Genomic DNA, 24,800 nt, shown 5'->3' on the forward strand with positions numbered 1-24,800 from the left:
AAAGAGTATGTGCGGAGTTGAGGGTCATGAAGTCACGTGAGAGCCTCGTTCGGCTGAAGCAGTTCCAGGTGAACGAGAAACGGCGGCAACTGGCGCAGCTCGACGCGATGATCACCGAATTCGATCGCATGGCCACCGAGCTGGAACTGCAGATCACCGCCGAGGAAAAGAAGGCCGGGATCACCGATATCAACCATTTCGCCTATCCGACATTCGCCAAGGCCGCGCGCCAGCGGCGCGACAACCTGAGGGATTCGCAATCCGACCTCGCCAAGCAGCGGGCCACGGCCGAAACCCTACTCATCGAAGCTGAAGCGGAGCTTTCCAAGGCCGAGATGCTGGAAATGCGCGACGGCAAGGCCCGCGATGTCGACACCGGCCCGCGCAGCGCCATGATCGGCTGATTTTCCTGGCACTTCCGAAGACTTCAACGGCCCCGCAGATTGTCCTGCGGGGCCGTTTTGCATTGCAGGCGCATGGATCCGCCGATCCTGCCGCCCGGTTTCTCGACGTCGGAATGTAAAAAGCCCCGACCTTGTCCGGTCGAGGCCTTTTTATGATGGTTCAGCGATAAGCCAGGGCGCCGAAAGCTATTCCGGGCCGCCATTGAAAAGGGATGAATTGCCGATAGCGCCCATCAGGACGCGCGGCGAGTGGAGCATGTCGCCCGAAAGCGGGATCGCGACGCGCTTTAGTGCCTGTATTGCTGAATGCGGGTGGTGCGCAGCCCCGCCAGCCCGTATTCGTCGATCGAGGCCTGCCAGGAAAGGAACTCCTCGGTGGTCAGCGCATAACGCTGGCAGGCTTCCTCGAGGCTCAGAAGGCCGCCGCGAACGGCCGCGACCACTTCGGCCTTGCGCCGGATAACCCAGCGCCGTGTGTTGGTCGGCGGCAAATCGGCAATTGTAAGCGGGCTGCCGTCGGGCCCGATTACGTATTTGACTCGCGGTCTAACAAGATCGGTCATCATACTCTCTACTAAAAACACGCAAGAACCAATCGCTGCCACACTACCGCCACAGCTTTAAAAATTGCCTAAGCGGTCCCTAATGGATAGGTAACGAACATGAACGTCACGTTAGGAAATGCTCTGGCGTTTGCTTCAAATATGGTTCAAATGCCGTAAAGCTGCTTTCCGATCTCGTGCCGGACATGAAAACCGGTCTGGCAAGCCATCGAAGCCTGCCCTATATTTGCCTGACTGGCCCGTTTCCGGCACACCGGAATGCAATCGCGGCCGCATCCTGTTTGGAATGAAGAGATGAACAGCCTGGACCTTCCCGCACGCCCGCAGGACACGCGCGTCGTCGTCGCCATGTCTGGCGGCGTCGATTCCTCGGTGGTGGCGGGGCTGCTCAAACGCGAGGGCTATGACGTCGTCGGCGTGACATTGCAGCTTTACGACCATGGCGCCGCCACGCACCGGCCTGGCTCGTGCTGCGCCGGACAGGACATCGACGATGCTCGCCGCGTCTCCGAGACGCTGGGCATTCCCCATTACGTGCTCGACTATGAGCGGCGCTTCCGCGAGGCCGTGATCAATCCCTTCGCGGAAAGCTATGTCCATGGCGAGACGCCGATCCCCTGCGTGGCGTGCAACCAGACGGTCAAGTTCGCCGATCTGCTGGCCACCGCAAAGGAGCTGGGCGCCGACGCGCTGGCCACCGGCCACTATATCCGTTCGCGTCCCAACGGCGCCCATCGCGCGCTCTACCGCCCGCTCGATGCCGACCGCGACCAGAGCTACTTCCTGTTCGCCACCACCCAGGAGCAGCTCGACTATCTGCGCTTTCCGCTGGGCGACCTGCCCAAGCCCGCCGTACGCGCCATGGCCGAGGAGATGGGGCTTTCGGTGGCCGCCAAGCAGGACAGCCAGGACATCTGCTTCGTGCCGCAGGGCAAATATTCCGACATCATCGCCAAGCTGAAGCCCGGTGCGGCCAGTTCCGGCGACATCGTCCATATCGACGGCCGCGTGCTCGGCCGCCACGAAGGCATATTGCGCTACACGATCGGCCAGCGCCGGGGCATCGGCGTGGCGTCGGGCGAGCCGCTTTACGTCGTCCATCTCGACGCCGAGCGCTCGCGCGTCATCGTCGGCCCGCGCGAGGCGCTGGAAACGCACAGGGTCTATCTGCGCGACATGAACTGGCTGGGCGACGGCCCCCTTTCGGAAATTCCGGCCGCAGGCGTGGAATTGTTCGCCAAGGTGCGGTCCACCCGCCCTCCCCGCCCGGCGGTACTGCGCCAGCACGAAGGCACGGCCGTGGTCGAACTGGTCGACGGCGAATCCGGCGTCGCTCCCGGCCAGGCCTGCGTGCTCTATTCCGACGACGGCAACGAGGCGCGCGTGCTGGGCGGCGGCTTCATCGGCCGCTCCGAACGCGGCGCGGAGGCCGAAGCCATGCTGTCGCGCCTGGGCGCCGCGCCGGCCCAGGCCCACGGCTGATCAAACAGCAAAAACCAGGATAGGAGCGAAGCGCTTCCTATAACGCGCCCTGATGGCGCACCGTGCCGGCGGTCAACACCTGCAGCACCCGGATTGCCTCCTCTCCATCGGTGCGCGGCTCGGCGCGGGTCTCGATGCACTGGATGAAATGCTCCAGTTCGCGCGTCAGCGGCATGCCCTGCTCGACCGGGACATAATGCGGCTCGTCGGCCGTGAACGCCCACTGGCCGCTGTCCTGCCACACCGAGTGGTGGTAGACGGCAAGCTTGCGCTCCCACGGCTCGACATCGTCGAACACGGCCATGCCCTTGGTGCCGACCACCGTCAGCCGCCGCTCCCGGTAGGGATTGAGGCGTGAGGCGAACAGGTGGCCGCGCAGATTGCCGGGAAACCGCATGTGCAGATGGGCGAAATCGCTGAGATGGTCGAGCATCGCCGCGCCTTCCCCATGCACCTCGATCGGCGCGGCGCCGGTAATGGCAAGAATCATCGACAGATCGTGCGGGGCGAGATCCCACAGCGCGTCGTTTTCGGTGTGGAACTTGCCGAGGCCCAGCCGGTGCGAATGGATATAGCGGATTTCGCCGAGTTCGCCGGCATCGACCAGCGCCTTCAGCTTCTCGAAGGCCGGATGGAAGCGCAGCACATGGCCGACCATGTAGACGCGCTTGTTGTCCCGGGCCGCCTTCACCGCGCGCTCGGCATCCTCGACCGTAAGCGCCACCGGCTTCTCGACCAGCACATCCTTGCCCGCATTGACCGCCCGGATGGCAGTGTCGGCATGGAACTGGGGGGGCAAGGCCATGACGATGGCATCGACATCGTCACGCTCGAACAACTCGTCGGGCGCCAGCGCCAGGCATTCCTGCTCGCTGGCAAAGCCTTCGGCGCGGTCGCGATTCGCATCGGAGACCGCGTGGAGGGCTCCAAGCGCCTTGAGGGTGCGGACATGGTTGCTGCCCCAGTATCCGCATCCAAGGACGGCAATACGCGGTTTCATCAATCGTGGACTCGAAAATTTCGTGGCTGACACATAGCGGCGGGCCGGTCCGAACTCAACCCCGCCCGTTCAGGCAGGCAAGATCGCGGCACGCTGAAAATAGGTTGCCCGGCTTCCCAAACAAGTCGTTTGCGCGCTTGACACGGTCGCCAAGGCCACCTTATATCCGCGCGACCTTGGCGAGGGGTTCGGCGGCGACGCGCTGCAAATCGAATCCCAAGCACCGGGGCGGAGTAGCTCAGTCGGTTAGAGCAGAGGAATCATAATCCTTGTGTCGGGGGTTCGAGTCCCTCCTCCGCTACCATTTTTTAAGTTTTTGATTTTACACGAAAATTGACCGGTTAACAGGCTCGGAAAGCTCCGGGCCGTACTTCGTTTCATGCCAATATGCGTGGGAATGCCACGGTACGGACTTCCCATTCGGCCGGCCGACAACGGCCGCCGCTTCATGCAGGCCCGCCTTCCGTTGGATTTGTGCCGCCTTGTTCCGGAAGGCGGTGCCGCCTACTCCCTGCGATAGGGCATCATCAGCGCGTCGGGCTGGTTGGCCTTGCCCAGAAGACCCGACATGGCGATCACCGTAAGCAGATAAGGCAGGGCCAGCAGCAATTGCGGCGGCAGGCCGACCTGGAACAGTTGCAACGACAGTTGCAGCGCATCCGCGGCGCCGAACACCAATGCCGCCAGTGCCGCCTTGTACGGGTTCCAGCGGCCGAAAATCACGATGGCGAGCGCGATGAAGCCCTGGCCGGCAATGATCGTTTCGCGGAAAAGGCCGACCTGCGCGAGAATGAGATACGAGCCCGCCGCCCCGGCAGCCGCGCCGGATATCAGCACGCCGACATAGCGCATGGCCGATACGCTGATCCCGGCCGTGCTCGCCGCACGGGGATTTTCCCCGACCGCGCGCAGCCTCAGCCCGAGCTTGGTGCGGTAGAGCACGAAGCCGGCCACGGGCACCAGAAGCATGACGGCATAGAGGAACACCGTATGCCTGAACAGGATGGGCCCAAGCAACGGAATCTCGGACAGGAACGGTATGGCGATCGGCTCGAACATGACGATTTTCTGCGGCCCCGAAACCCCGCCCATGAAAAGCCGGTAGAAGTAGCTCGCCAGGCCGAGCGCCAAGATGTTGAAAATGATGCCGACAACCACCTGGTTCGCCTGCACCGAAACATACATCCAGGCCAGGAACAGGCTGGCGGCAAGGCCGGCCAGCATGGCCGCCAGCAGGCCCATCACCGGGCTTCCGGTCTGCAGCGCGACCAGGTAGCTGGCGACCGCGCCGATCAGCATGGTGCCTTCTATGCCGACATTGAGGATGCCCGAGCGCTCGGCGAAGATCTCGCCCAGGGCCGACAGCAAAAGCGGCCCGGCAAGGCGCACGGCGGCCGCCAGCCAGGCGACGAGAAAGGTGGAGAGGACGAGATCCGATTCCATCTACTTCCTCCCGGCTTCCGTCATGATGACACGACCCGGCCGGCACGGGGTCGAGGGCCATCTGATCGCGTAGTAGCGCAGCAGGTCGCTGGCCAGCACGAAGAGCACGATCAGGCTCTGGACGATGAAGATCACCGAAGCCGGCAACCCCGCCTGCCGCTGCATGGCGTCGGCGCCGACCGACATTCCGGCATAGAGCAGGGCGGCAATCACCGCGCCGAGCGGATGGAGCTTGCCCAGCAGCGCCGTGACGATGCCGATGAAGCCGGTGCCTTCGGACAGGCCGTCGACCAGCCTGTGGTGCACGCCGAGCACCTCGACCATGCCTGCGAGCGATGCCAGCCCGCCGGCCAGCAGGGCGGCGATGATCTGCCGGCTGCCGACATTGATGCCGCCATAGCGCGCCGCCTTCGGGTTCAGCCCGGTCACCACCAGCTCGTAGCCGACACGGCTGCGAAGCAGCAGCAGCCACACCGCAACCGCCGCAACCATGGCGATCAGGATGCCGGCATGGGCCCGCGTTCCCTCCAGTATCACGGGCAGCCAGGTCTCCTGCGGCAGGCGCGGGCTGGCCGGCAGCTCGCCCTTCGCCCGCAGCGGTCCCGACACCAGATATTGCACCAGGAAGATGGCGATATAGTTCATCATCAGCGAGGTGATGACCTCGTTGCCGCCGAAACGGCTCTTGAACAGGCCGACGATTCCCGCCCAGACGGCACCCGTCAGCATCGCGACGAGAACGGCCAGCGGCAGGAAGACGGCAAAGGGCAGCGGCCCGATCGCACCGCCCTCGGCAACCTGGAGCGAGAACCAGGTGGCGCTGGCGGCCCCGACCAGCAGGCAACCCTCGAAGCCCAGATAGGCAAAGCCGGTACGCCAGGCGCAGATCGTGCCGAGACCGATGAGGATCAGCGGCGCGGCCTTGACCAGCGTGAAGCCGAAGCCGCGCCACGTGGCGAAGCCGGCCTCGAACAGCGCCCCATAGGCCTGGAACGGATTGGCGCCGAAGGGCAGGAACAGAAGCCCGCCGATCACCAGCGCCAGCACCACCGACAGACCGGTCGCAAGCGCCACCGCGGTGAAGGACGCCGCCGGCGTGGTCCGGCGCTCGATCAGTTTCCTCATGATGCTTTCTCCAGATCGGCGTCAGCCTGGCCGGCGCCGGCCATCATCATGCCGATCGAGGCAAGCGAGGCGTCCTTTGCCTCGACGATGCCCATGATGCGGCCCTCATAGATGACGGCGATGCGGTCGGCGAGGTTGAGGATCTCCTCCAGTTCGGCGGAAATCAGCAGGATCGCCTTGCCGGCATCGCGCTGGGCGATGATCTCGCGCCAGACCGCCTCGATCGCGCCGACATCGAGCCCGCGCGTCGGCTGCTCGACGATGATGGCCGCCGGGTCGCGCATCACCTCGCGGCCGAGGATGACCTTTTGCAGATTGCCGCCAGAAAGCTTGCCGGCGATGTAGGCAGGGTTTCGCGGCCGGACATCGAAGCGCTCGATCAGCCCCGAGGCGAAGCCGGCGATCTTCTGCTCGTCCATCAGCCCCATGCCGTTGGTGAAGGCACCCTGGCGGCCGAGAATGGCGTTGCGCCCGATCGACAGGTCGGTCAGGGAGCCGACATGGCGCCGGTCGGCGGGCACATAGGCAAGGCCGTGCCGGTGGTGTTCCGCCGGCGATGCGCATGTCAGGTCGATATCGCCCAGCAGCACCCTGCCCTGCCGCACCGGCCTGAGGTTCATGATGGCCTCTGCAAGCTCGGACTGGCCGTTTCCGTCGACACCTGCGAGGCCGAGAATCTCGCCCTCGCGCACCGTCAGATCGACACCGGCGACGGCGCTGTGCCCACGATGATCGGCGACATGCAGCCCCTCGATGCGCAGCACGTCCCTGCCCGCCGGCCGCGCGGCCTTGCTGGCCCTCAGTGACACGTCGCGGCCGACCATCAGCCGCGCGAGCTCGTCCTCCGAGCTTTCGGACGTCTTGACGGAGGCCACGACCCGGCCGTCGCGCATGATCGTCACCCGATCGCTGATGGCCATGATTTCCTTGAGCTTGTGGGTGACGATGACGATGGAGCGCCCATCGGCCGCAAGCTCGCGCAGCACACAAAACAGCGCTTCGGTCTCCTGTGGGGTCAGCACCGCCGTGGGCTCGTCGAGAATGAGCAGGCGCGCGTCACGGTAAAGCAGCTTGAGGATTTCGACACGCTGCTGCACGCCCACCGGCAGGTGCTCCACAAGCTGCCAGGGATCGACCTGAAGGCCATGGCGCTGTGAAAGCTCCTTCAGCCGCACCGCCGCGGCCTTGAGGTCGACCATCGGCCCCTTGCCGGCATCGAGGCCCATCACCACGTTCTCCACCACGGAGAAACGCCGCACCAGCATGAATTCCTGGTGGATCATGCCGATGCCACGGTCGATCGCATCGCGGGTGTGGCGGATGCGCGCCGGCTGGCCCTCGATCAGGATCTCGCCAGAATCCATGGCATACTGGCCATAGACGATCTGCATGAGCGTGCTCTTGCCGGCACCGTTCTCGCCCAGCAAGGCATGAATCTCCCCGCGCCCGACATCGAAGTCGACACGGTCGTTTGCCACCACGGATGCAAATCGCTTGACGATCTGCCGGGCGGTCAGGAACGGCGCCATCTTATCCTCCCTGCAACGGTGCCAGCTTCCCCTCGGCTCTCATGGCCGAAAAGGCCCGCCCGGCCTATAGCCGAACGGGCCTTCGATATCACGGCACGAGCGCGGCCACGTCGATGCTGCCCTCGCCGAGCTCTGCCCATACAGCCTGGAATTTCTGCCAGTTGTCATCCGACACGAGACCGGGATTGTAGTCGCCCATCGATGCTGCCCTGGGCGCCCACATCTCCGTCACCTTCGGCTTCCACTCGACGCCGCCCTCGAAGCTTCCGTCGGCGACCGAGCCGGCCACTTCCTTGACCATCCAGGCCAGGTTCATCACGAAGCTGGTGGCCATCTTGTCGGGTGCCAGTTCGGTCTGGTCCGAATAGCAGCCGATGACCGTCGCGCCGCCGGACACCGCGCCCTGGATGGCGCCGAGACCGGTGACGTTGGCGCCATGCCAGATGACGTCCGCGCCATTGGCGACCATGGTCTCGGCCGCCTCCTTGCCGCGCGCCGCATTCTCATAGTCGCCGGTCACGACGCCGAGGCCCCTGATGGCGGGCACGGCTTTCTCGGCACCGGCGATGAAGCACTTCATCATCCGCTGCTGGGTCGGGTTGTCGCCGCCACCGACGAAGCCGACGGCCTTGCCGTTCTTCGAAATCAGCGCGGCGAGCGTGCCGGCGCCATAGGCGGCAGGGAAATAGGCAAGGTCGATATAGCGCACATTCTCCGGCACCTCGCCCTCGGGCTTGAAGGTGGAGGCGAAGAACTTCTGGTCGGGATAGTCCGGCGCGATCTCGATGAACGCACTGCCGAATTCGAAGCCATGGCCGATGATGAGATCGTATCCGTCATCGGCATAGCCCTGGACCACCTGCGGAATCTTGGCCTGGGTGACGTTCTCGGCGTAGGCGACCTCGAAATTCCCGGTCTCGCCCAGCGCCGTCAGGCCCTCGTAGGCCGGCTGGGCCCATCCCCCGTCGGTGATGGGCCCGGTCATGATCAGGGCGACGCGGACGGGGTCCGCGGCGGCCGAACGCTTCACGGAACCCGCCAGCCCCAAGGCTGCCGCGGATGCCGTCAATGCGGTGTGCTTGAGAAAATTCCTGCGTGTCAGCATTTCGAACCCCTCTTTTGTTGGTGTTGGCAAGACTGCAGGCTTCCAGCGGCTTCTATCCGGCGCGGCGGGCCAGCAGGTTCTCCTTGAGCGTCTTGAGGAAGGGGATGTCGTCGAGCTGGTCCTGCTGCACCACGTCCCAGGCCACGCCGGTGGGCTGCGGATAGGGCGAGCGGGTCTCGATGACCTCCTTCTCGGTGACGATCCAGTTCAGCGCCGAATCGTGCTTGAGCATGATGATGCGGTCGTCGTCCACCACCTGGGTGGAATGGACGGTGGTGACGATCGGCGTGTCCGGCGAGACCTTGCCCAGTTCGCGGAAGATGCCGAGCTCGAGGTCGGCAAAGCCGCCGCCCTTGCCGGTGCGTCCGCCCTGCCGGGTAACGCCGACGCAGCCGACGATAACCACATCGAGCTCCATCATGTCCTCGAACGCCACCGGCTCGCCATGCTCGACCGCGCCCTGGGACGTCGCGGCCAGCTCGAACTGGACGTTGTTCTTCGCCAGCTTCTCGGGATCGAGCAGCACGAAGGGGAAGCCTTTCACCAGTTCCGGCACCGGCGTGTAGAGCAGCTTGCCGTCATAGAGGGCACGCAGCCTGGCCGGAATCTGGGGCGGGTCGGGATTGCACTTGACCACCTTGGCCTTCTTCCAGAAGGACAGCTCCGACAGCCGCTTGGCGGCCTCGTCGGCGCCGACGAAATTGGGGATGCGGCTCCACACCGGGCCGACATTGTAGTTGCCGCGCTCAAGCGCCCCCCAGACCTCTTCGCGCAACACGTCCTTGTCGGTGTTGCGGCCGGCCCATCGGCCGAGCTTCTCCGTTTCGCTAACCTGCATGTGAATCTCCTGTTTCCATCGTGTCGAGGCCACGGCCGACGGCCCGAATTGGTCACTGCAGCAACAGGAGAAAGGTGGCACCCCCACCCGCATATCGAAAGTGGCATGCAGCGAAAGAAGTTTATATCGATTCGATTATAGTACTGCGGCCGGACGGGTCGCGAGGGCGCGCGCCACCCCGATGATCTGGTTGCGCAGCCAATTGTTCTCGGGCGCGGCATGGGCCCGCTCATGCCACAGCAGGTAGAACCGCATCTTGCCGAACTCGGCGGGCGCGTCGATGGTGCGGATCGGCAGGAAGGCCGAATAGTGCTGGGCGAAATGGCGGCTGCTGGTGAAGACGAGGTCGGACGACAGCAGCACATAGGGCACGAGGTTGAACTCCGGCACCATCACCCGGATATCGCGTTTCAGCCCCAGTTCCGCCAGCCGCCCGTCGATCGGTCCCGGATCGGCCGAAGACATCGGCACCGGCGCCAGATGCTCCACCTCGAGATACCGGGCCATGGAAAGCGATTGCGCCGCCGCGAGCGGGTGCTGCTCGCCCATCAGGCAGACGATGTCGTCGGCCATGAGATGCACGGTCTTCAGGTTCTGCGGCGGGCTCGGCCAATTGCCGATGACGGCATCGAGCTCGCCCCGCTCCAGCGCCGCCGCATAGTCGTAGCCCTGCTCGATGGAGCGGATGGTCAGCCGGATTCCCGGCGCGGCCGTCCGCATCTGCGCGATCAGCCGGGGCAGGAAGAACGCCTCCATGCAATCGGCGGAGGCGATGTGAAAGGTCCCGCTCGCTTCGGCCGGCACGAAGGTCCTGGCCGGGCTGACGACCTGCTCGATACCGGCAAGCACGGCGCGGATGGGCTCGACCATGCTTCTCGCCCTTTCGGTGGGCACCAGCTTCGCGCCGCTGCGCACCAGCAGCGGGTCACCGACCAGTTCGCGCAGGCGCTTGAGCACCAGGCTGACATAGGGCTGCGACTGGTTCAGGATCTCGGCCGTGCGGGTGACGCTGCACTCCTCGATCAGCGTCAGCAGAATGCGCAATTGCCGGGCGTCGATTTGCTTGTCTTCGGACTTGAGCACGCGGGTCTCCGAAAGCCTGGCGATCTAAATGACACTCCCGCCAGGTCATGGCAATGCGAAGCGCACTCGTATCACCAACCCGCATGGAACCTGCCTAAGCAGCCTGCAAGACAGGACCGCCTGCGGCATCACCGTGGAGGCAATGCCGCAGGCATGGGTCGAAGGTCTGGCGTCACCGCTGATAGGCGAGTTCCGGTACGTCCAGCGGCCGGATCAGCATCGCCGAAACCATCGAGACCAGCGCCGCGAACACGACATAGCCCGCCAGCAGCCAGGGCGTGCCGTCTCCGAAGTCGATCAGGTAGGTCGCGATGATCGGCGTGATGCCGCTCGCGAAGATTCCCGAGAACTGGTAGACGAAGGAAATGCCCGTATAGCGGACCTTCACGTCGAACAGGTCCGAAAACAGGGCCGCCTCCGGGCCGTAGCACATGGCGTAGATGATGCCGAACGGCACGACCAGCGCCAGCCCGATCCACAGCAGGTTGCCGCTGCCCATCATCATGAAGGCCGGGAAGGTCACCAGCGCCAGAAGCAGGCTGCCGATGGCATAGGTCTTCGGCCGTCCCCAGTGGTCCGACAGCTTGCCGAAGACCGGGATCGACACGACCATGACGATTGCCGACAGGCACACCAGCACCAGTGCGGTGGTGCGCTCGACATTCGCGTATTTCGACAGGTAGACGATGGAGAACACCGCGAAGACGTTGAAGAACACGCCGTCGATATAGCGCGCGCCCATGCCCAGCAGGATGTTCCTGGGGTATTTGCGGATCATCTCGGCAAAGGGGATCTTGACCTCCTCCTGCTCCTCCTTGACGGCGGCGAAGGCGGGTGTCTCGGTCACCTTGAGACGGATGTAGAGCCCCACGACGATGAGCACGATGGAGCCGACGAAGGCGACGCGCCATCCCCAGGCCATGAAGGCTTCGTTGGGCAGCAGGCTGAGAAGCGCCACGACGCCCGACGACAGGCACAGGCCGAGCGCCAGGCCGATCTGCGGGATCGAGGCATAGTAGCCGCGCTTGTTTTCCGGCGCGAACTCATAGGCCATCAGCACGGCGCCGCCCCATTCCCCGCCGATGCCGATGCCCTGCGCGATGCGCAGGATGAGCAGGGCTATGGGTGCGGCGACCCCGATCTGCGCGTAGGTCGGAAGCAGGCCGATCAGGACCGTCGCGACGCCCATGATGAGGATGGTGAGGACCAGCATCTGCTTGCGCCCTATCCTGTCCCCGAAATGGCCGAAGACCACGCCACCGAGCGGCCGGGCGACGAAGCCCACGGCAAAGGTCGCATAAGCCAGGACGGTCGAAACCAACGGGTCGGTGGTCGGAAAATAGAGCTGGTTGAATACGATGCCGGCAACGACGCCGTACAGGAAGAAGTCGTACCACTCGATGGTCGCACCGATCAGCGACGCGAATACGACTCGCCTTACTTCCTTTTCACTTTCGGTTCTTTGTTTCTTGATCATGGCTCTCCTCCCATTGGCCAGAAACCTATTCCTTGAGAAATTCGGGCAATCTCTCCCCGATCATGATTGCCGGCAGGTTGGTGTTGCCGGACACGATGCGCGGCATGACCGAGCAATCGGCGATCCACAAATTGCCGATCCCGCGCACCTTCAGGTCGGGGCCGACCACCGCGAGCGGGTCGTCCTCGCGCCCCATGCGGCAGGTGCTGGTGGGATGGAATATCGTGGCGCCGTTGCCGCGCGCGAATTCGAGGATGTCCTCATCGCTCTGGGCTGACGAGCCGGGCAGTTCCTCGCCCTCTATCAAGCCCTTCAGCGGATCGGTCGCGGCGATCCGGCGGGCGAGCCGTATCGCCGCCACGGCCGCCTTCCGGTCGTTTTCCTCGGACAGGTAATTCGGGTGGATATGAGGCTGGTCGCCCGGATCCGCCGAAGCCAGCCGTATCTGCCCCCGGCTTTCGGGGCGCAACTGGCATACGGACATGGTGAAGCCTGAAAACGGATGGACCTTGCCGCCGGCCATGTCGGCCGAAAGCGTGGCGATATGGAACTGGACATCGGGACGATCCGACCCCGGCGTCACGCTGGTGAACAGGGCGCCCTGGTTGATGCCGACCGCAAGCGGGCCGGAGCGCGACAACAGCCACTGCAAGCCGATCTTGATTTTGCCCGGAAGGCTGTTGAGATCGTCATTGGTGGTGATGGGCCGGTTGCAGCGGAAGATCAGCCGGAACTGCAGGTGATCCTGCAAATTGGCGCCCACGCCGGGCATGTCGGCCAGGACATCGATGCCGTGCTCCTTCAGATGCGCAGCGGGGCCGAGACCGGAAAGCATCATCAGGTGCGGGGTATGGACGGCCCCCGCCGACAGGATCACGCCTTTTCGCGCATCCATGCGAAGCGTCTTGCCGTCGCGGCGATACTCGATGCCCTCGGCGCGGCGACCCGCAAAGCGGATGCGGGTCACCCTTGCGTCGGTCACCACGGTGAGGTTGGCGCGCCCGCGCGCCTGGCGCAGGTATCCGACCGCGGCGCTGCTGCGCAGGCCGTTTTGCGTGGTGAGATGATAATAGCCGGCTCCCTGCTGGTCCGGCCCGTTGAAATCACTGTTGCGGGGAATGCCCAGATTGCCCGCCGACGAGATGAAGGCATCGATCAACGGATGACGGCGGCGGATGGGATCGACACGGATCGGCCCGGACTTGCCGTGGTAGTCCGGATTGACGTCGTCCGTGAACGTCTCCGACTTGCGGAACCATGGCAGCACCTCGCGGTAGCTCCACTGCTCCCCGCCATATTCGGTCCACTCGTCGTAGTCCTGTGCCTGCCCGCGAATGGCGATCAGGCCGTTGATGGACGAGCAGCCGCCAAGAACCTTGCCGCGCGGCCAATAGATCGGACGGCCGTTCATGTTCGGATCGGGCTGCGTGTAGAGCTTCCAGTTGACGCGCTCGTCCCACATGGTCTTGCCATAGCCCAGCGGGAGATGGATCCAGGGGCTTGTATCCCTGGGGCCGGCCTCGATCAGGGCCACCCGGAACCTGCCGTCTTCGGAAAGCCGCGCCGCGACCGCGCAGCCTGCCGAACCGGCACCGATCACGATGTAGTCGTATTGCGCTTCGCTCAATTCAATTTCCTCCCACCGCCAAAAGCCGGCAAAGAGGCATCGTGTGTCAAAACTTTATGAGTTCGTTTGTCTCACTGGTTGAGATGATGACAAAAATATGCAGGAATTTTTCATCGAGATTGTTTGCTGTCTCACTGGATGAGACAAGGAGGCACCATGAACGCGCAGGCCGATCTCTCCAGTTCCGCCATCACCCGCAGTCTCAACATCATCGAACTGATCGGCCTGGCGGACCGTCCGGTCACCTTGCCGGAGCTGGCCGGGCACATCGACATGCCCAAGGCCACATTGCATCGCCTGTGCCAGAGGCTGGTGGACGAGGGATTCCTGTTCCGCGAGCCCGACGGACGCCACTATTCGGTCGGGCCGCGCCTGTTCCGCATGGGCCTCAGCATCGTGCGGCTGGGGGTCGGAACCCAGAGGCACGCGATCCTCCAGCAGGTCGTGGACATCACGGGAGAGACCTGCAATTTCGTGACGCGAACCGGCACCGAAGCGATCTACCTCGCCCGCGTCGAGGCCAACTGGCCGCTGCGCGTGCATCTGGAGGTGGGCTCCAGGGTTCCCCTGCACTGCACGGCAAGCGGCAAATTGTTGCTGGCCCACATGGACGAACAGCAGCGCCAGAAGCTTCTGTCGCTCGTGACTTTCGAGCGGTACACCCCGACCACCCTGACCGCGCCCGAGGCGCTGGAGTCGGAATTCGCCACCATCCTGCGCAACGGTTACAGCACCGACCGGGAGGAGTTCATGGTCGGGCTCATCGCCATCGCGGTGCCGGTCCTGGACCGCAACGGACGGGTCGTGGCCTCCCTCGCCTGCCATGCTCCCAAGGCCCGGATGAGCCTTGAGAAGGCAAAGCGCTACATACCCGTATTGCAGGCAGCCTCGCGAAAGCTGTCCCAGACCTTCTGAACCGTTTCCGGGGCTATGGCGCGATGCCGCGACAGGAGCGTCAGCGCAGCCCGGCGGTCACTAGGGCGCTGGCGCCGGAGAGATCGCCCAGCTTCTCGCCTGCTTCGATACGGCCACGGTTGCGGTTGGCCCGCGCCTGACGGGCAGCGCCTTCCTCGAGCACCTGCGACGCCTCGTCCGGCGGCAGAACCAGCACGCCGCAATTGTCGAGCATCACCACATCGCCGGGCAATACCGGCACACCGCCGCACGATACCGGCTTGTTGAGGCTGCCGCCAAGGTCGTTGAGCCTTGTCGTGATCCCCGAAATGCCGGTGCAGAACACCGGCAGGCCCACCTCGACGATCTCTTCGGCGTCGGTGCACGGGCCATCGAGAACGACGGCGACGGCACCCGCCACTTTCGCGGCGAAGGCCACGCCACCGCCCAGGCAGGCGTGGCGGGTGTCTCCCAGACGGTCGATGACCAGCACATCGCCCGGTCTCACAACTGACAGGGCATGGTGCAGAAGCGTCGAATCCGTGGCGGGAATCGCCACGGTGATGGCGGTGCCGACAAGCGTATGCTCCAGCGGCGCAAGGGGGCGCAGGCGATGGCTGACGAAGCCACGATGGCGAAAATGGCCGATGGTGGCGACCTCCACCGCCCCCAGCCCCTCGACAAGGGCCTGGTCGATACGGTTCGGCTCGGCGCCGATATGGTACTTCTGCATGGGCTGGTTCCTTTATTCGCCCGCCGGGAGCGGAGGGGTGTCCGGGGCATTCTGCCAGTCGCGTCCCGGAACGGCCGCCAGCAGCGCGCGGGTATAGGGCTCGCGCGGCTCGGCGAAAAGCGTGGCGGGCTCGGCCTCCTCGATCACCTTTCCCTGCCGCATCACGGCGATCCGGTCGCAGACCCGCGAGGCGACCCGCAGGTCGTGCGTGATGAACAGCATGCCGAACTTCAGCCGCTCCTGCATCCTCGCCAGCAGGTCGAGTATCTGCGCCTGCACGGAAACATCGAGCGCCGAGACGCTTTCATCTGCGATCAGCAATTCGGGCTCCACCGCGAGCGCACGCGCGATGCAGATCCGCTGCCGCTGGCCGCCGGAGAATTCATGCGGAAAGCGGTTGGCGGCGGACCGGTCGAGGCCCACGGCTTCCAGCAGGTCGAGCGCCCGTTCGCGCGCCTTGCCGGCGAACAGGCCGTGGATCATCGGCCCTTCGGCGATAGCGGAGCCCACTGCCTGACGGGGATCGAGCGCGGTATAGGGGTCCTGGAACACGATCTGCACGCGGCGGCGGGCCGCGCGCAGCGCCGCGCCCTTCAGTCCTGTAAACTCGCCGCCCGAGATGATCACATCGCCGCTGTCCGGTTCGATCAGGCGGATGACGCATTGCGCCAGCGTGGATTTGCCCGAGCCGCTTTCGCCGACCAGCCCCACCGTCTCGCCGCGGCGGATGGTAAGGTCGACATTGTCCACCGCCCGCACTTCGCGCGCGGCGCCGAGGATGCTGCGGGTGCTGAACAGCTTGTCGATACCGGTGGCTTTCAGCACGGCCTCGCCGAGGCCGGGGCGCGACCGCCTCGGCTCCAGCTTGGGCACGGCCGCCAGAAGCTGCCTGGTGTATTCGGCTTGCGGATTGGCCAGCACCTCCCCCGCCGGGCCGATCTCGACCAGCCTGCCATGGCGCATAACGGCCACCCGGTCGGCGATCTCGGCCACGACGCCGAAGTCGTGGGTGATGAACAGGATGCCGGTGCCGTGCTTTTCGCGCAGGTCCAGCATCAGCTTCAGGATCTGCGCCTGCGTGGTCACGTCCAGGGCGGTGGTCGGCTCGTCGGCGATCAGCAGCGCCGGGTCAAGCGCGAGGGCCGAGGCGATCATCACCCGCTGGCACTGGCCGCCCGAAAGCTGGTGCGGATAGGCGTTGAAGATCTCCTGCGGGTTCGGCAGGCGTACCTCGTGGAACAGATCGATCACCCGCTTCCTGATTTCCGCGGCGGGAAGATCCGTATGGAGACGGAACGTCTCCGACACCTGTTCGCCGACCCTGTAGATCGGGTTGAGGGCCGCGATGGGCTCCTGGAAGATCATCGCCAGCCGGCTGCCCGCCATCTTGAGACGCACCGAATTCGGCAAGGTCAGGAGGTCGTCGCCCTCGAACAGAACCTGCCCGCGCGCAGGCGGCAGATTGGGCGGAAGAAGGCCCATCGTCGCCATTGCGGTCAACGACTTGCCCGATCCGGTCTCGCCCACGATGCAGAGGATCTCGCTCTTCGCCAGCGTGAGCGACAGGTCCTCCACCGCATAGGGCCGGTCCGAGCCTTCCGGCAACGGCACGAACAGGTTGCGGATGTCCAGCAGCGGCGCGCTCATTCCACCACCTCGCCAAGCGGGAGGGCAAAGGGCTGGCGCGGATCGCACCGGCGCATGTGACCGACGAAGCGGGCGACGAAACCGGTAACATGATCGAAGATGCGCGCCCCGGCTTCGGCAGAGGCCAGCAGGGCATCGCCGGCCAGCATCCCGTCGGCATTCACCTCATGCGCGTCGAGCGGCAGGTTCACATGCGCGCCTTCGAACTTCACGCCGGCGACGGAGGCTCCGGGCAGGCCGAAAGCCGTGGCCGCGGTCGAAGGACGGATCAGGTCGGCGCGCATCTTTTCGGGATAGAGATAAAGGCCCAGCGACGTCAGCGGATCGGCGCCATGCCCCCGGGCTCGGGCCGCGTCGGGGCCATGGATATCCGACCAGAGGCTGTCGGGGATCGAGCGCCACAGGTCGATCGAGGCCACCGCCACGCCGCGCTCACGGCGGATCTTGCGCTGCACCTGGTCGATGAGGGTGGAATTCGTGGTGTGGCCGTTCAGGATCACAAGCCTTTCGATGCCGTGGTCGAGGAACGCGCCGAGCATGTCCTCGACCAGCGCGGTGAACGTCGCGGCGCGCAACTGGATGCCGCCGGGGAAGCCGCGGAAGAATTCGGCATAGCCGAACGGCACGCAAGGAGCCGCGATGGCGCCCGAAAGCTCAGCCGCCCTGCAAGCGACCGCATCGGCCAGCATATAGTCGCCCATGGGCGCATGCGGCCCCTGCTCCTCCTGGCTGCCGAACGGCAGGAGGATCACGGTTTGCGGGGTGAGACGGTCGCGGAATTCCGCGGCCGTCATGTCTTTCAGGGCGTGTTTCGACACCTGGCGCCTCAAAGCTTGGTGTAGTCGCCGAAGATGCGCATCTCGCCGTCCGGGCGCGGCACGAACTCGATGTCGGAGCGGTGAGCCCAGTTGTAGACGCTCTTCCACATGTAGTAGCCGGGCGTCACGTCCTGCCATGCCTTCGACAGCTTGAGATAGGCGGCCTTGCGGCTTTCGAAGTCGGTCGCCTCCTCGAACTCCTTGCCGGCGGCGAGATATTCCGGTGTCGGATCCCATGTCTTCCAGTGGGCGGTCGAGCGGCTGGCGGTCGGGCCCCAATCCAGCCATAGCGGCTGATAGGGATCGCCGGGGATGAAGTCGGTGGACATCGACATGTTCATCAGGTGGTAGGGGCGCGTGTAGACCAGCTCGAAATTGTCGAGGATGATCGCCTGCACGTTCACCCCGACCTGCCGCCACATCTCGATCATGATCTCGGCCGCCGCCTCGTAGTTCGGATAGAACGAGCGGGTGATGTGCCAGCGCAGCGGCTTTCCGTCATAGCCCGACTTGGCGATCAGCGCGCGCGCCGCCTCCTGATCGTAGGGCAGAGGATTGGGCATGTCCGGGTCGTAGAACTTCCCGTATTCGGGGAAATTGAACGGCACCGCCGGATGGAACGTGGTTTCGCCGAACAGCGCCTGCACGATGGAATCCATGTCGATGGCCTGCACCATGCCCTTGCGCAGGTTGACGTCGACCAAAGGATTGTCCTCCGGGTCCGCGCGACAGTTGAATGCGAAGGCCGGATAGTTTCCGGCCAGCGCCCGGGCGACCGTGATGTCGGAATAGCTGCCCATCTGCGCTTCCTGGTCGGTCGGGATGTTCGCCATGAAATCGAACTCGCGCGACACCAGACCGGCCATGCGGCCGGCGAATTCCGGCACGATCTTCCAGATGAGCTTCTGCGCTGGGGGCGGGCCTTCCCAGTAATCGTCGAAAGCTTCCATCTCGAGCACCTCCCCCGAGCGGAAGGTGGTCACCTGGTAGGGACCCGAGCCGATCGGCGCCTGCCCGAAGGCATCGACGCCCACGTCCAGATAGTGCTTCTTCGGCACCACGAAGCCGATATAGCCGGTGAGCTTGCCCGGGATATAAGGATCGACGCGCTCGGTCTCGATCTCCACCGTCAGGTTATCCTTGGCCTCGACGCGCACGAAGCCGGCGGCGAAGGTGCGCCCGCGCGGCTCGAACGGCTGGTCGCCCCACAGGCGCTCCGGACCGAGCGTAAAGGCCACGTCCTCGGCGGTCATCGTCTCGCCGTTGTGGAACTTGACCCCCTCGCGCAGCTTGATGGTCCAGACCTTGCCGTCCTGGTTCCATTCCGTCGCCACCCCGGGGCGCAGGATGAGGCCTTCCTTGTCGGCGATGTAGTCGCGCTCCACCAGGTGGGAGTAGATGTTGGGAAAGAAGCGCCGCGTGGTGGTGGCGATCCCGTTGATGGTGTTGATGTTGGCCCAGAGATTGTCCACCGCGATGGTGATGGTGGGGCGCGATTGGGCGAAAACCGTTGTGATCGGCTGGGTGAGAGCCGCCATTCCGGCCCCAAGCGAATATTTGCCGAAAGTCCGTCGGGTAATCATCAGCCTGCCTCCTTGTTCCCTTGTGTCGTGAATCGGTACATCAGCTCGTTCTCGTCTTCAGCATCGGGTCGAGCCGGTCGCGCAGCGCATCGCCCAGGATCGACATCGACAAGGTGATCACGAAGATCAGCACGCCCGGCCAGACCGAGATCCACCAGGCGGTGGAGAGATAGTCGCGGCCGTCGCCGAGGATCTGGCCCAGACTGGTGTTCGGCGGCTGTATGCCGAGCCCCAGGAACGACAGAGCGGTTTCCAGCAGGATGATCTGCGGGAAGGTCAGCGTGATCTGCACGATCAGCGCCGAGGCCACATTGGGCAGGATATGCTTCACATAGAGCTGCAACGGGTGTGCGCCCAGCGCCACGACGGCCCGCGCGTAGGGCTGCGACGTGGCCGACAGCACGACGCCGCGGGCGAGACGGGCATAGGTTTCCCAGCCGAACAGGCCCATCAGGATGATGAACAGCGTCATCGAGTTGCCGAAGAAGGCCAAAAGCGTCAAGGCGATGAGGATGAAGGGCAGCGAGGCCTGGAAGTCGACGAACATCATCAGCACCTCCTCGACCCAGCCGCGGAAATGCGCGGCGATAAAGCCGATGACGGTGCCGAAAACCGCGCCGATCAGGGTGCCGGCCAGCGCCACCGAAAGCGACATCTGCAAGCCGGCGACCAGCCGGGCCACCATGTCGCGCCCGATGCGGTCGGTGCCCAGCGGATATTGCTCGGGACCGCCGAGGAAGGCGGGCGGCTTCAGCCGGTTCAGCAGGTCCTGGCCGGTCACGGCGTGAGAGGTGAAGACATTGCCCACCAGGGCGACGATCACCACGGCCAGCAGGACCAGCGCCGAAAGGATGACGATGACGGAAGGGCGGCGTTTCATCGTGCACCTTTGCGTATGCGCGGATCCAGCAGGCCATAGGTCAGGTCGACGGCCAGATTGGCGAGCACCATGGTGGCGGCGATGACCAGCACCAGCCCCTGCACGAGCGCCAGATCGCGTTGCGAGACGGCGGTGACCAGCAGACGGCCGACGCCGGGCCAGGCAAAGACGGTCTCGACCACGATGGCGCCCGCAATGAGCTGGCCCAGATTCAGGCCGACGATGGTGACGATGGGGATGGCGGCATTCGGGAAGGCGTGGAACAGGATGCGCTTCACCGCCGGCACGCCCTTGGCGGCCGCGGCGCGCATATAGGGCCGCTCCAGAACCTCCAGCATCGCCGAGCGTGTGAAGCGCGCCAGCGTTCCGGCGGTGAACGTGCCGAGCGTCACGGCCGGCATGATGAAATGCCATATCGTTCCCGTTCCCGACGAAGGCAGCACCTGAAGCATCAGCGAGAACAGGAGGATCATCAGGATGCCGAGGAAGAAGTTCGGCAGCGCGAAGCCGAACACCGCGAAGGCCATGATTGCCCGGTCGACGAATCGCCCGCGCCGCAGGGCGGCGATGATGCCCGCCGGAATGCCGACAAGCGTCGCCAGCAGATAGGCGACCAGCCCCAGGCTCACCGTCGCCGGCACCCGTTCGAGGATGATGTCCATCACCGGCCGGTGGTCGAGCAGGGAATCGCCGAACTGGCCGGTCGCCATCTGCCCGATATAGCTGAGATATTGCACGATCAGCGGCTGGTCGAGGCCCCATTGGCGGCGGAACTGCTCGATCTCGTCCGGCATCGCATCGCCGCCCAGCAGGGCGACGACCGGATCGCCGGAAGTCCTGAGCACGACGAAGGTGAAAGTCACCACGAACCAGAGGGTGAGGATCGTGCGCAGGAGTTTGATCAGCCAGAACCGGGTCATCTTGTCAGGAGCATCTCCGCACGCCGTCGACAACCACGTGAGCGAAACACGCGAATTTATTTAGATCAATTGCCAAATAAGCAACCATTTAATATGTTTTCGATATGAATAGCGGGGTCGATCTGCGCCAGTTGCGTTACTTCGTCTGTCTGGCGGAGGAGTTGCATTTCGGACGTGCCGCCGAGCGGCTGGGCATGGCGCAAGCGCCGCTGAGCCAGCAGATCCGCCTGATGGAGGAGCGGCTGGGCGTTGCCCTGTTCCACCGCACCACGCGGCGGACCCGGCTGACGTCGGCGGGACACACGCTGCTTCGCCATGCGCGCGAGCTTCTGGACGCCGCCGACCGCGCGGTGGCGCACACAAGAGCCATGGCCGGCGAAGCGACAGGCCGCATCACGGTCGCAGGCGTCAACGTGGCCATGACCCACGTGATCCCGCCGGTGCTGGCGGCATTCCGCAAGCTGTGGCCGGCGGTGATCGTCGATGTCGTGCCGCTGGGCACCGCCGAGCAGTTGCGGACACTGGAGACGGGCGAGATCAACATCGCCTTCATCCGCCCGACCGAGCGCGCCGCCCACATGCAGGTCGAAACCATCCTGAGCGAGGGGTTCGTCGCCGCATTGCCTCGCGGCCACCGTCTGGCGGAGAAATCCGAGATCGCGCTGCATGACTTTCTCGACGAACCGCTGATCGGTTACGCACCCATTCTCGGCGCCAAATATGCCACCATCATGATGGCCGCCCTGAGAAAGGCCGGGCTGCAGGCGCGTGTGGTGCAGGAATGCACGCACACCACGGCGGTCGCGGCACAAGTGGCGTCGGGCCTCGGCGTTGCGATCATGCCCTCATGGATTGTCAATATCCGCTCGCCCTACCTCGAATTCCGGCCGATCCCCGAACTGCCGCGTTCCATCGATCTGGTCGTCGCCTGGCCGACGGGCGAAACCTCGCCCATCGTGCGGGATTTCATCGCCACGACCCGGCACGTTGCCGGCGAGCTTGCGCAACGCTATGGCCAGGAGCCCGTTTCCTGAAGCGGCCGGTCCCGGACGGCGTCACACCAGAACGTCGATCGGGTTCGGATCCTCGCCACGGGCGATGGCATGCAGGTTGCCGATCATCCTGGTGATCGAAGGCGCGAACCCGTCGGCCGAGACGGCGCCGATATGCGGTGTGGTGATGACCCGATCCAGCCCGACCAGCGGATTGTCCGCGGACACCGGCTCGAACTCGAAGACATCCACTCCCGCGCCCCGCAGCCGCCCCTCGCGGATGGCCTCGGCCACATCCGCCTCGACCATGACCCCACCCCTGGCGGCATTCACCAGCAGCGCATCGGGCTTCATCAGCGCCAGCGTGCGGCGATCGATCAGATTGCGGGTCGAGGCATTCAGTTCGCAGTTGAGCGTCACCACGTCGGCGCTCCGCAGCAGTTCCTCCAGCGAGGCGAACCGGACCCCCGCTTCGGCCTCCTCCGCGGCACTCAGCGGCGTACGCTTGGTGTAGAGGATCGTGCAGCCGAAGCCGGAGAGCAGCCGGGCCAGCGCCTTGCCGATATACCCCATGCCGACGATGCCCACTGTCTTGCCCGAGAGCCGCATCGATGTCGGCGACAACTCGCCCTTGCGCCATTCGCCGCCGAGGATACCGACATGGCCGCGCACGAGATTGCGGTTCAGGGCGAGGATCAGGCCCAGCGTCGTCTCGGCCACGGTCACCGCGTTCGAGCCGGTGGTGCGCAGCACCCGCACGCCGTGCCGGCGCGCCGCGTCGAGGTCGATGTTGTCGTAGCCGACGCCCCATTTATGGATGGCGCGCAACCCATGGGTGGCCATCATCTCGGGCGTGACCGGCACGTCGCCGGTGATCCCGAAGGTCGCGCCCGAAAGGGCGGCGATCTGGTCCCCGGCCGCGCGCGAGGCTGCGGTCGCCAGTTCCCATCCTTCCGGCAGGAACGGCCGTATCCGGTCCAGCCGGGCAGGCGTCGTGGGGTCGAGCATCACCAGTCGCACCATTCGCACTCCGATCTTCGCATTCAAATATGGAACCGCACGCCGGGCCGGGCCAGCCCTCCGCCCTGGGCCATGACGGTGCCGTCCGCACGCCAGCACGCGGCACCGGTCATCATCCCGTCTTCGCCGAAGGCGATGGCGTTCATGCCGCCGCCGATGGTCTTCATCAGCCTCACCTCGCGGCCGCCGGCGGCGAGCGCCGCTTCCATGGGCGCATAGGCAGGCTCCAGCTCCATATGGTGGCCATCGGTCCACAGCCGCGGCGCCTCGACCGCCTGTTGCAGGCTCATGCCGTGATCGATCAGGTTGACGATGGCCTGCATGGCCGAAGGGAAGATCCGCACCCCGCCCGGCAGGCCAAGGGCAAAGAGCATTTTGCCGTCCTTCAGCGCCATCATCGGCGCCATCGAGGTCGGCACCCGCTTGCCGGGCGCGATGGACATCGCCTTGCCGGGACGCGGGTCGTAGTTCAGCATGTAGTTGTTGGGGATGATCCCCGTGCCCGGCACCATGATGCGCGCCCCGAACAGGCCATTGATGGTGTGGGTGGCGGCAACCACATTGCCGTCCCGGTCGGCCACGGTGACATGGGTGGTATCGCCGCTTTCACGAAGTCGCGGCTGCATCGGGCGGGGCAAGTCCCGTATCCGGCCGAGACAGATGCGGGCGTAATCCTTGGAGGTGTAGAGGTCGACCGGCACGTCGACGAAATCGGGATCGCCCGACGCGGCGCGCCGGTCCTCGAAAGCGATGCGGATCACCTCGGCCAGCAGATGCAGGCTTTCGACAGTGCCGAAGCCCATGGCACGGACGTCGTAGTTCTCCAGCATGTTGAGCATCTGCACGACATGCACGCCGGATGAGGCCGGCGGCGGCGGGCCGGCGATGGTGTGGCCGCGATAATTCCCGAAGATCGCTTCGCGCTCGACGGCACGGTAGGAGGCGAGATCGTCCAATGTCAGCACGCTCGCATCCGGGCCGCCGGTCTGGAGCCGCTCGATCAGGGCCCGCCCCAGCGCGCCGCCGTGCAGCGCCGATGCGCCCTCGGCCTGCACCAGCCGAAGACTGTCGGCATAGGCGCCCATCACCATGCGGCTGCCGGGTTCGGCCGGTGCGCCGCCGGGCAGCATCATGCGTGCCATCTCGGGATCGGCCGCGAGGTCGGCCTGGTGTTCGCGGATCGCCCCGTTCAGATAGTGGCTTACGGCAAAGCCGCGCGCGGCGGCGCGAATTGCCGGCTCGACGACGTCGGCAAAAGGCAGCTTGCCGTATTTCTCGTGCATCAGGCACCAGCCGCGCAGGTTGCCCGGCACCGCGACGGCCGAGGGGCCGACCAGATTGCGGCGCTCCAGCGTATCCATATATTGCCCCGGCAGGTCCGAGACCGGGGTGAACATGGTTGCGCTCATCGCCGCACCTGCCGTCGACAGCGCGTCCACCACCACATGCCGCCCGTCCGCCAGCCGGATATGCGACACGCCGCCGCCGGCAATACCCACCATCATGGGCTCGACCACGGTGAGCGTCAGCAGCGCCGCCACTGCCGCATCGACGGCATTGCCGCCGACCGCCAGCATCTCGTTGCCGGCGGCGGTGCCCAGCGGCGCATTGGTCACCACCACCCCTCTCGCCCCCAT

Annotated in this window: 22 protein-coding genes and 1 tRNA gene; 5 read left to right on the plus strand and 18 right to left on the minus strand. The window is 65.1% G+C overall.

Features of this window, described 5'->3' with window-relative positions; genetic code table 11:
* Window positions 1-26: 26 nt before the first annotated feature.
* The gene (locus ACVCNR_RS04960) at window positions 27-404 is read left to right on the plus strand and encodes a flagellar export protein FliJ (RefSeq protein ID WP_447073998.1); all 378 of its coding nucleotides are present in this window, start codon (window positions 27-29) and stop codon (window positions 402-404) included.
* A 287-nt stretch (window positions 405-691) separates the two neighbouring features.
* On the opposite strand, the gene sciP is transcribed toward ACVCNR_RS04960, so the two are convergent.
* Window positions 692-967 (minus strand): CtrA inhibitor SciP, encoded by a 276-nt coding sequence (gene sciP, locus ACVCNR_RS04965; RefSeq protein WP_183831664.1) that lies wholly within the window; start codon window positions 965-967, stop codon window positions 692-694.
* Window positions 968-1,261: 294 nt separating this feature from the next.
* On the opposite strand from sciP, the gene mnmA reads away from it, so the two are divergent.
* The gene (gene mnmA / locus ACVCNR_RS04970; RefSeq protein ID WP_447073999.1) at window positions 1,262-2,449 is read left to right on the plus strand and encodes a tRNA 2-thiouridine(34) synthase MnmA; all 1,188 of its coding nucleotides are present in this window, start codon (window positions 1,262-1,264) and stop codon (window positions 2,447-2,449) included.
* Window positions 2,450-2,486: 37 nt separating this feature from the next.
* Here the strand turns inward: mnmA and ACVCNR_RS04975 are convergent, their stop codons facing one another.
* Window positions 2,487-3,449 carry a Gfo/Idh/MocA family protein gene (locus ACVCNR_RS04975; RefSeq protein WP_447074000.1) on the minus strand — a complete coding sequence of 321 codons (963 nt, stop codon included), beginning with the start codon at window positions 3,447-3,449 and terminating at the stop codon, window positions 2,487-2,489.
* 227 nt (window positions 3,450-3,676) lie between these two features.
* Here ACVCNR_RS04975 and ACVCNR_RS04980 point away from each other — a divergent pair.
* A tRNA-Met gene (locus ACVCNR_RS04980) sits at window positions 3,677-3,753 on the plus strand.
* Between the two features lie 200 nt (window positions 3,754-3,953).
* Here the strand turns inward: ACVCNR_RS04980 and ACVCNR_RS04985 are convergent.
* The 8 genes from ACVCNR_RS04985 to ACVCNR_RS05020 form a co-directional block, all read right to left on the minus strand.
* Window positions 3,954-4,892, minus strand: coding sequence for an ABC transporter permease (locus tag ACVCNR_RS04985; protein WP_354194078.1), 939 nt, complete (start codon window positions 4,890-4,892; stop codon window positions 3,954-3,956).
* Window positions 4,893-6,017 (minus strand): ABC transporter permease, encoded by a 1,125-nt coding sequence (locus tag ACVCNR_RS04990; RefSeq protein WP_354194076.1) that lies wholly within the window; start codon window positions 6,015-6,017, stop codon window positions 4,893-4,895.
* Window positions 6,014-7,546, minus strand: a complete 1,533-nt coding sequence (locus tag ACVCNR_RS04995; RefSeq protein ID WP_354194074.1) for an ABC transporter ATP-binding protein — start codon at window positions 7,544-7,546, stop codon at window positions 6,014-6,016. Before ACVCNR_RS04995 ends, ACVCNR_RS04990 begins: the two co-directional genes overlap by 4 nt.
* Window positions 7,547-7,634: 88 nt before the next feature.
* Entirely contained in the window at window positions 7,635-8,651 is a 1,017-nt protein-coding gene (locus ACVCNR_RS05000; protein WP_354194072.1) for a BMP family protein, read from the minus strand.
* 52 nt (window positions 8,652-8,703) lie between these two features.
* Window positions 8,704-9,489, minus strand: coding sequence for a 5-formyltetrahydrofolate cyclo-ligase (locus tag ACVCNR_RS05005; protein ID WP_354194070.1), 786 nt, complete (start codon window positions 9,487-9,489; stop codon window positions 8,704-8,706).
* 135 nt (window positions 9,490-9,624) lie between these two features.
* The gene (locus ACVCNR_RS05010) at window positions 9,625-10,572 is read right to left on the minus strand and encodes a LysR family transcriptional regulator (RefSeq protein ID WP_354194068.1); all 948 of its coding nucleotides are present in this window, start codon (window positions 10,570-10,572) and stop codon (window positions 9,625-9,627) included.
* A 172-nt stretch (window positions 10,573-10,744) separates the two neighbouring features.
* The gene (locus tag ACVCNR_RS05015; RefSeq protein WP_447074001.1) at window positions 10,745-12,049 is read right to left on the minus strand and encodes an MFS transporter; all 1,305 of its coding nucleotides are present in this window, start codon (window positions 12,047-12,049) and stop codon (window positions 10,745-10,747) included.
* 25 nt (window positions 12,050-12,074) lie between these two features.
* Window positions 12,075-13,676 (minus strand): GMC family oxidoreductase, encoded by a 1,602-nt coding sequence (locus ACVCNR_RS05020; RefSeq protein WP_447074002.1) that lies wholly within the window; start codon window positions 13,674-13,676, stop codon window positions 12,075-12,077.
* A gap of 156 nt (window positions 13,677-13,832) precedes the next feature.
* Here ACVCNR_RS05020 and ACVCNR_RS05025 point away from each other — a divergent pair, with 156 nt between their 5' ends.
* Window positions 13,833-14,591 carry an IclR family transcriptional regulator gene (locus ACVCNR_RS05025; protein ID WP_447074003.1) on the plus strand — a complete coding sequence of 253 codons (759 nt, stop codon included), beginning with the start codon at window positions 13,833-13,835 and terminating at the stop codon, window positions 14,589-14,591.
* 40 nt (window positions 14,592-14,631) lie between these two features.
* Here the strand turns inward: ACVCNR_RS05025 and ACVCNR_RS05030 are convergent, their stop codons facing one another.
* The 6 genes from ACVCNR_RS05030 to ACVCNR_RS05055 are packed head-to-tail and all read right to left on the minus strand — an operon-like array spanning window position 14,632 to window position 21,151.
* Window positions 14,632-15,303 (minus strand): RraA family protein, encoded by a 672-nt coding sequence (locus ACVCNR_RS05030; RefSeq protein WP_447074004.1) that lies wholly within the window; start codon window positions 15,301-15,303, stop codon window positions 14,632-14,634.
* A 12-nt stretch (window positions 15,304-15,315) separates the two neighbouring features.
* Window positions 15,316-16,950, minus strand: coding sequence for a dipeptide ABC transporter ATP-binding protein (locus ACVCNR_RS05035; protein WP_447074005.1), 1,635 nt, complete (start codon window positions 16,948-16,950; stop codon window positions 15,316-15,318).
* Window positions 16,947-17,768: a creatininase family protein gene (locus ACVCNR_RS05040; RefSeq protein ID WP_447074006.1), complete on the minus strand. Its 822-nt coding sequence runs from the start codon at window positions 17,766-17,768 to the stop codon at window positions 16,947-16,949. The genes ACVCNR_RS05035 and ACVCNR_RS05040 overlap by 4 nt, the downstream gene beginning before the upstream one ends.
* Before the next feature lie 8 nt (window positions 17,769-17,776).
* On the minus strand, window positions 17,777-19,351 hold the full coding sequence (locus ACVCNR_RS05045) for an ABC transporter substrate-binding protein (protein ID WP_447074007.1): 1,575 nt from the start codon (window positions 19,349-19,351) through the stop codon (window positions 17,777-17,779).
* A 40-nt stretch (window positions 19,352-19,391) separates the two neighbouring features.
* Window positions 19,392-20,231 (minus strand): ABC transporter permease, encoded by an 840-nt coding sequence (locus ACVCNR_RS05050; RefSeq protein WP_354194052.1) that lies wholly within the window; start codon window positions 20,229-20,231, stop codon window positions 19,392-19,394.
* Complete coding sequence (locus ACVCNR_RS05055; protein ID WP_447074008.1) at window positions 20,228-21,151, minus strand: ABC transporter permease; 924 nt, start codon at window positions 21,149-21,151, stop codon at window positions 20,228-20,230. The genes ACVCNR_RS05050 and ACVCNR_RS05055 overlap by 4 nt, the downstream gene beginning before the upstream one ends.
* Window positions 21,152-21,255: 104 nt before the next feature.
* On the opposite strand from ACVCNR_RS05055, the gene ACVCNR_RS05060 reads away from it, so the two are divergent.
* The gene (locus ACVCNR_RS05060; protein WP_354194050.1) at window positions 21,256-22,185 is read left to right on the plus strand and encodes a LysR substrate-binding domain-containing protein; all 930 of its coding nucleotides are present in this window, start codon (window positions 21,256-21,258) and stop codon (window positions 22,183-22,185) included.
* Window positions 22,186-22,206: 21 nt separating this feature from the next.
* Here ACVCNR_RS05060 and ACVCNR_RS05065 read toward each other — a convergent pair whose 3' ends face one another.
* On the minus strand, window positions 22,207-23,166 hold the full coding sequence (locus tag ACVCNR_RS05065) for a 2-hydroxyacid dehydrogenase (RefSeq protein ID WP_447074009.1): 960 nt from the start codon (window positions 23,164-23,166) through the stop codon (window positions 22,207-22,209).
* Between the two features lie 20 nt (window positions 23,167-23,186).
* Window positions 23,187-24,800: a gamma-glutamyltransferase gene (gene ggt / locus ACVCNR_RS05070; protein ID WP_447075643.1), complete on the minus strand. Its 1,614-nt coding sequence runs from the start codon at window positions 24,798-24,800 to the stop codon at window positions 23,187-23,189.

This window comes from Aquamicrobium terrae (assembly GCF_052978165.1).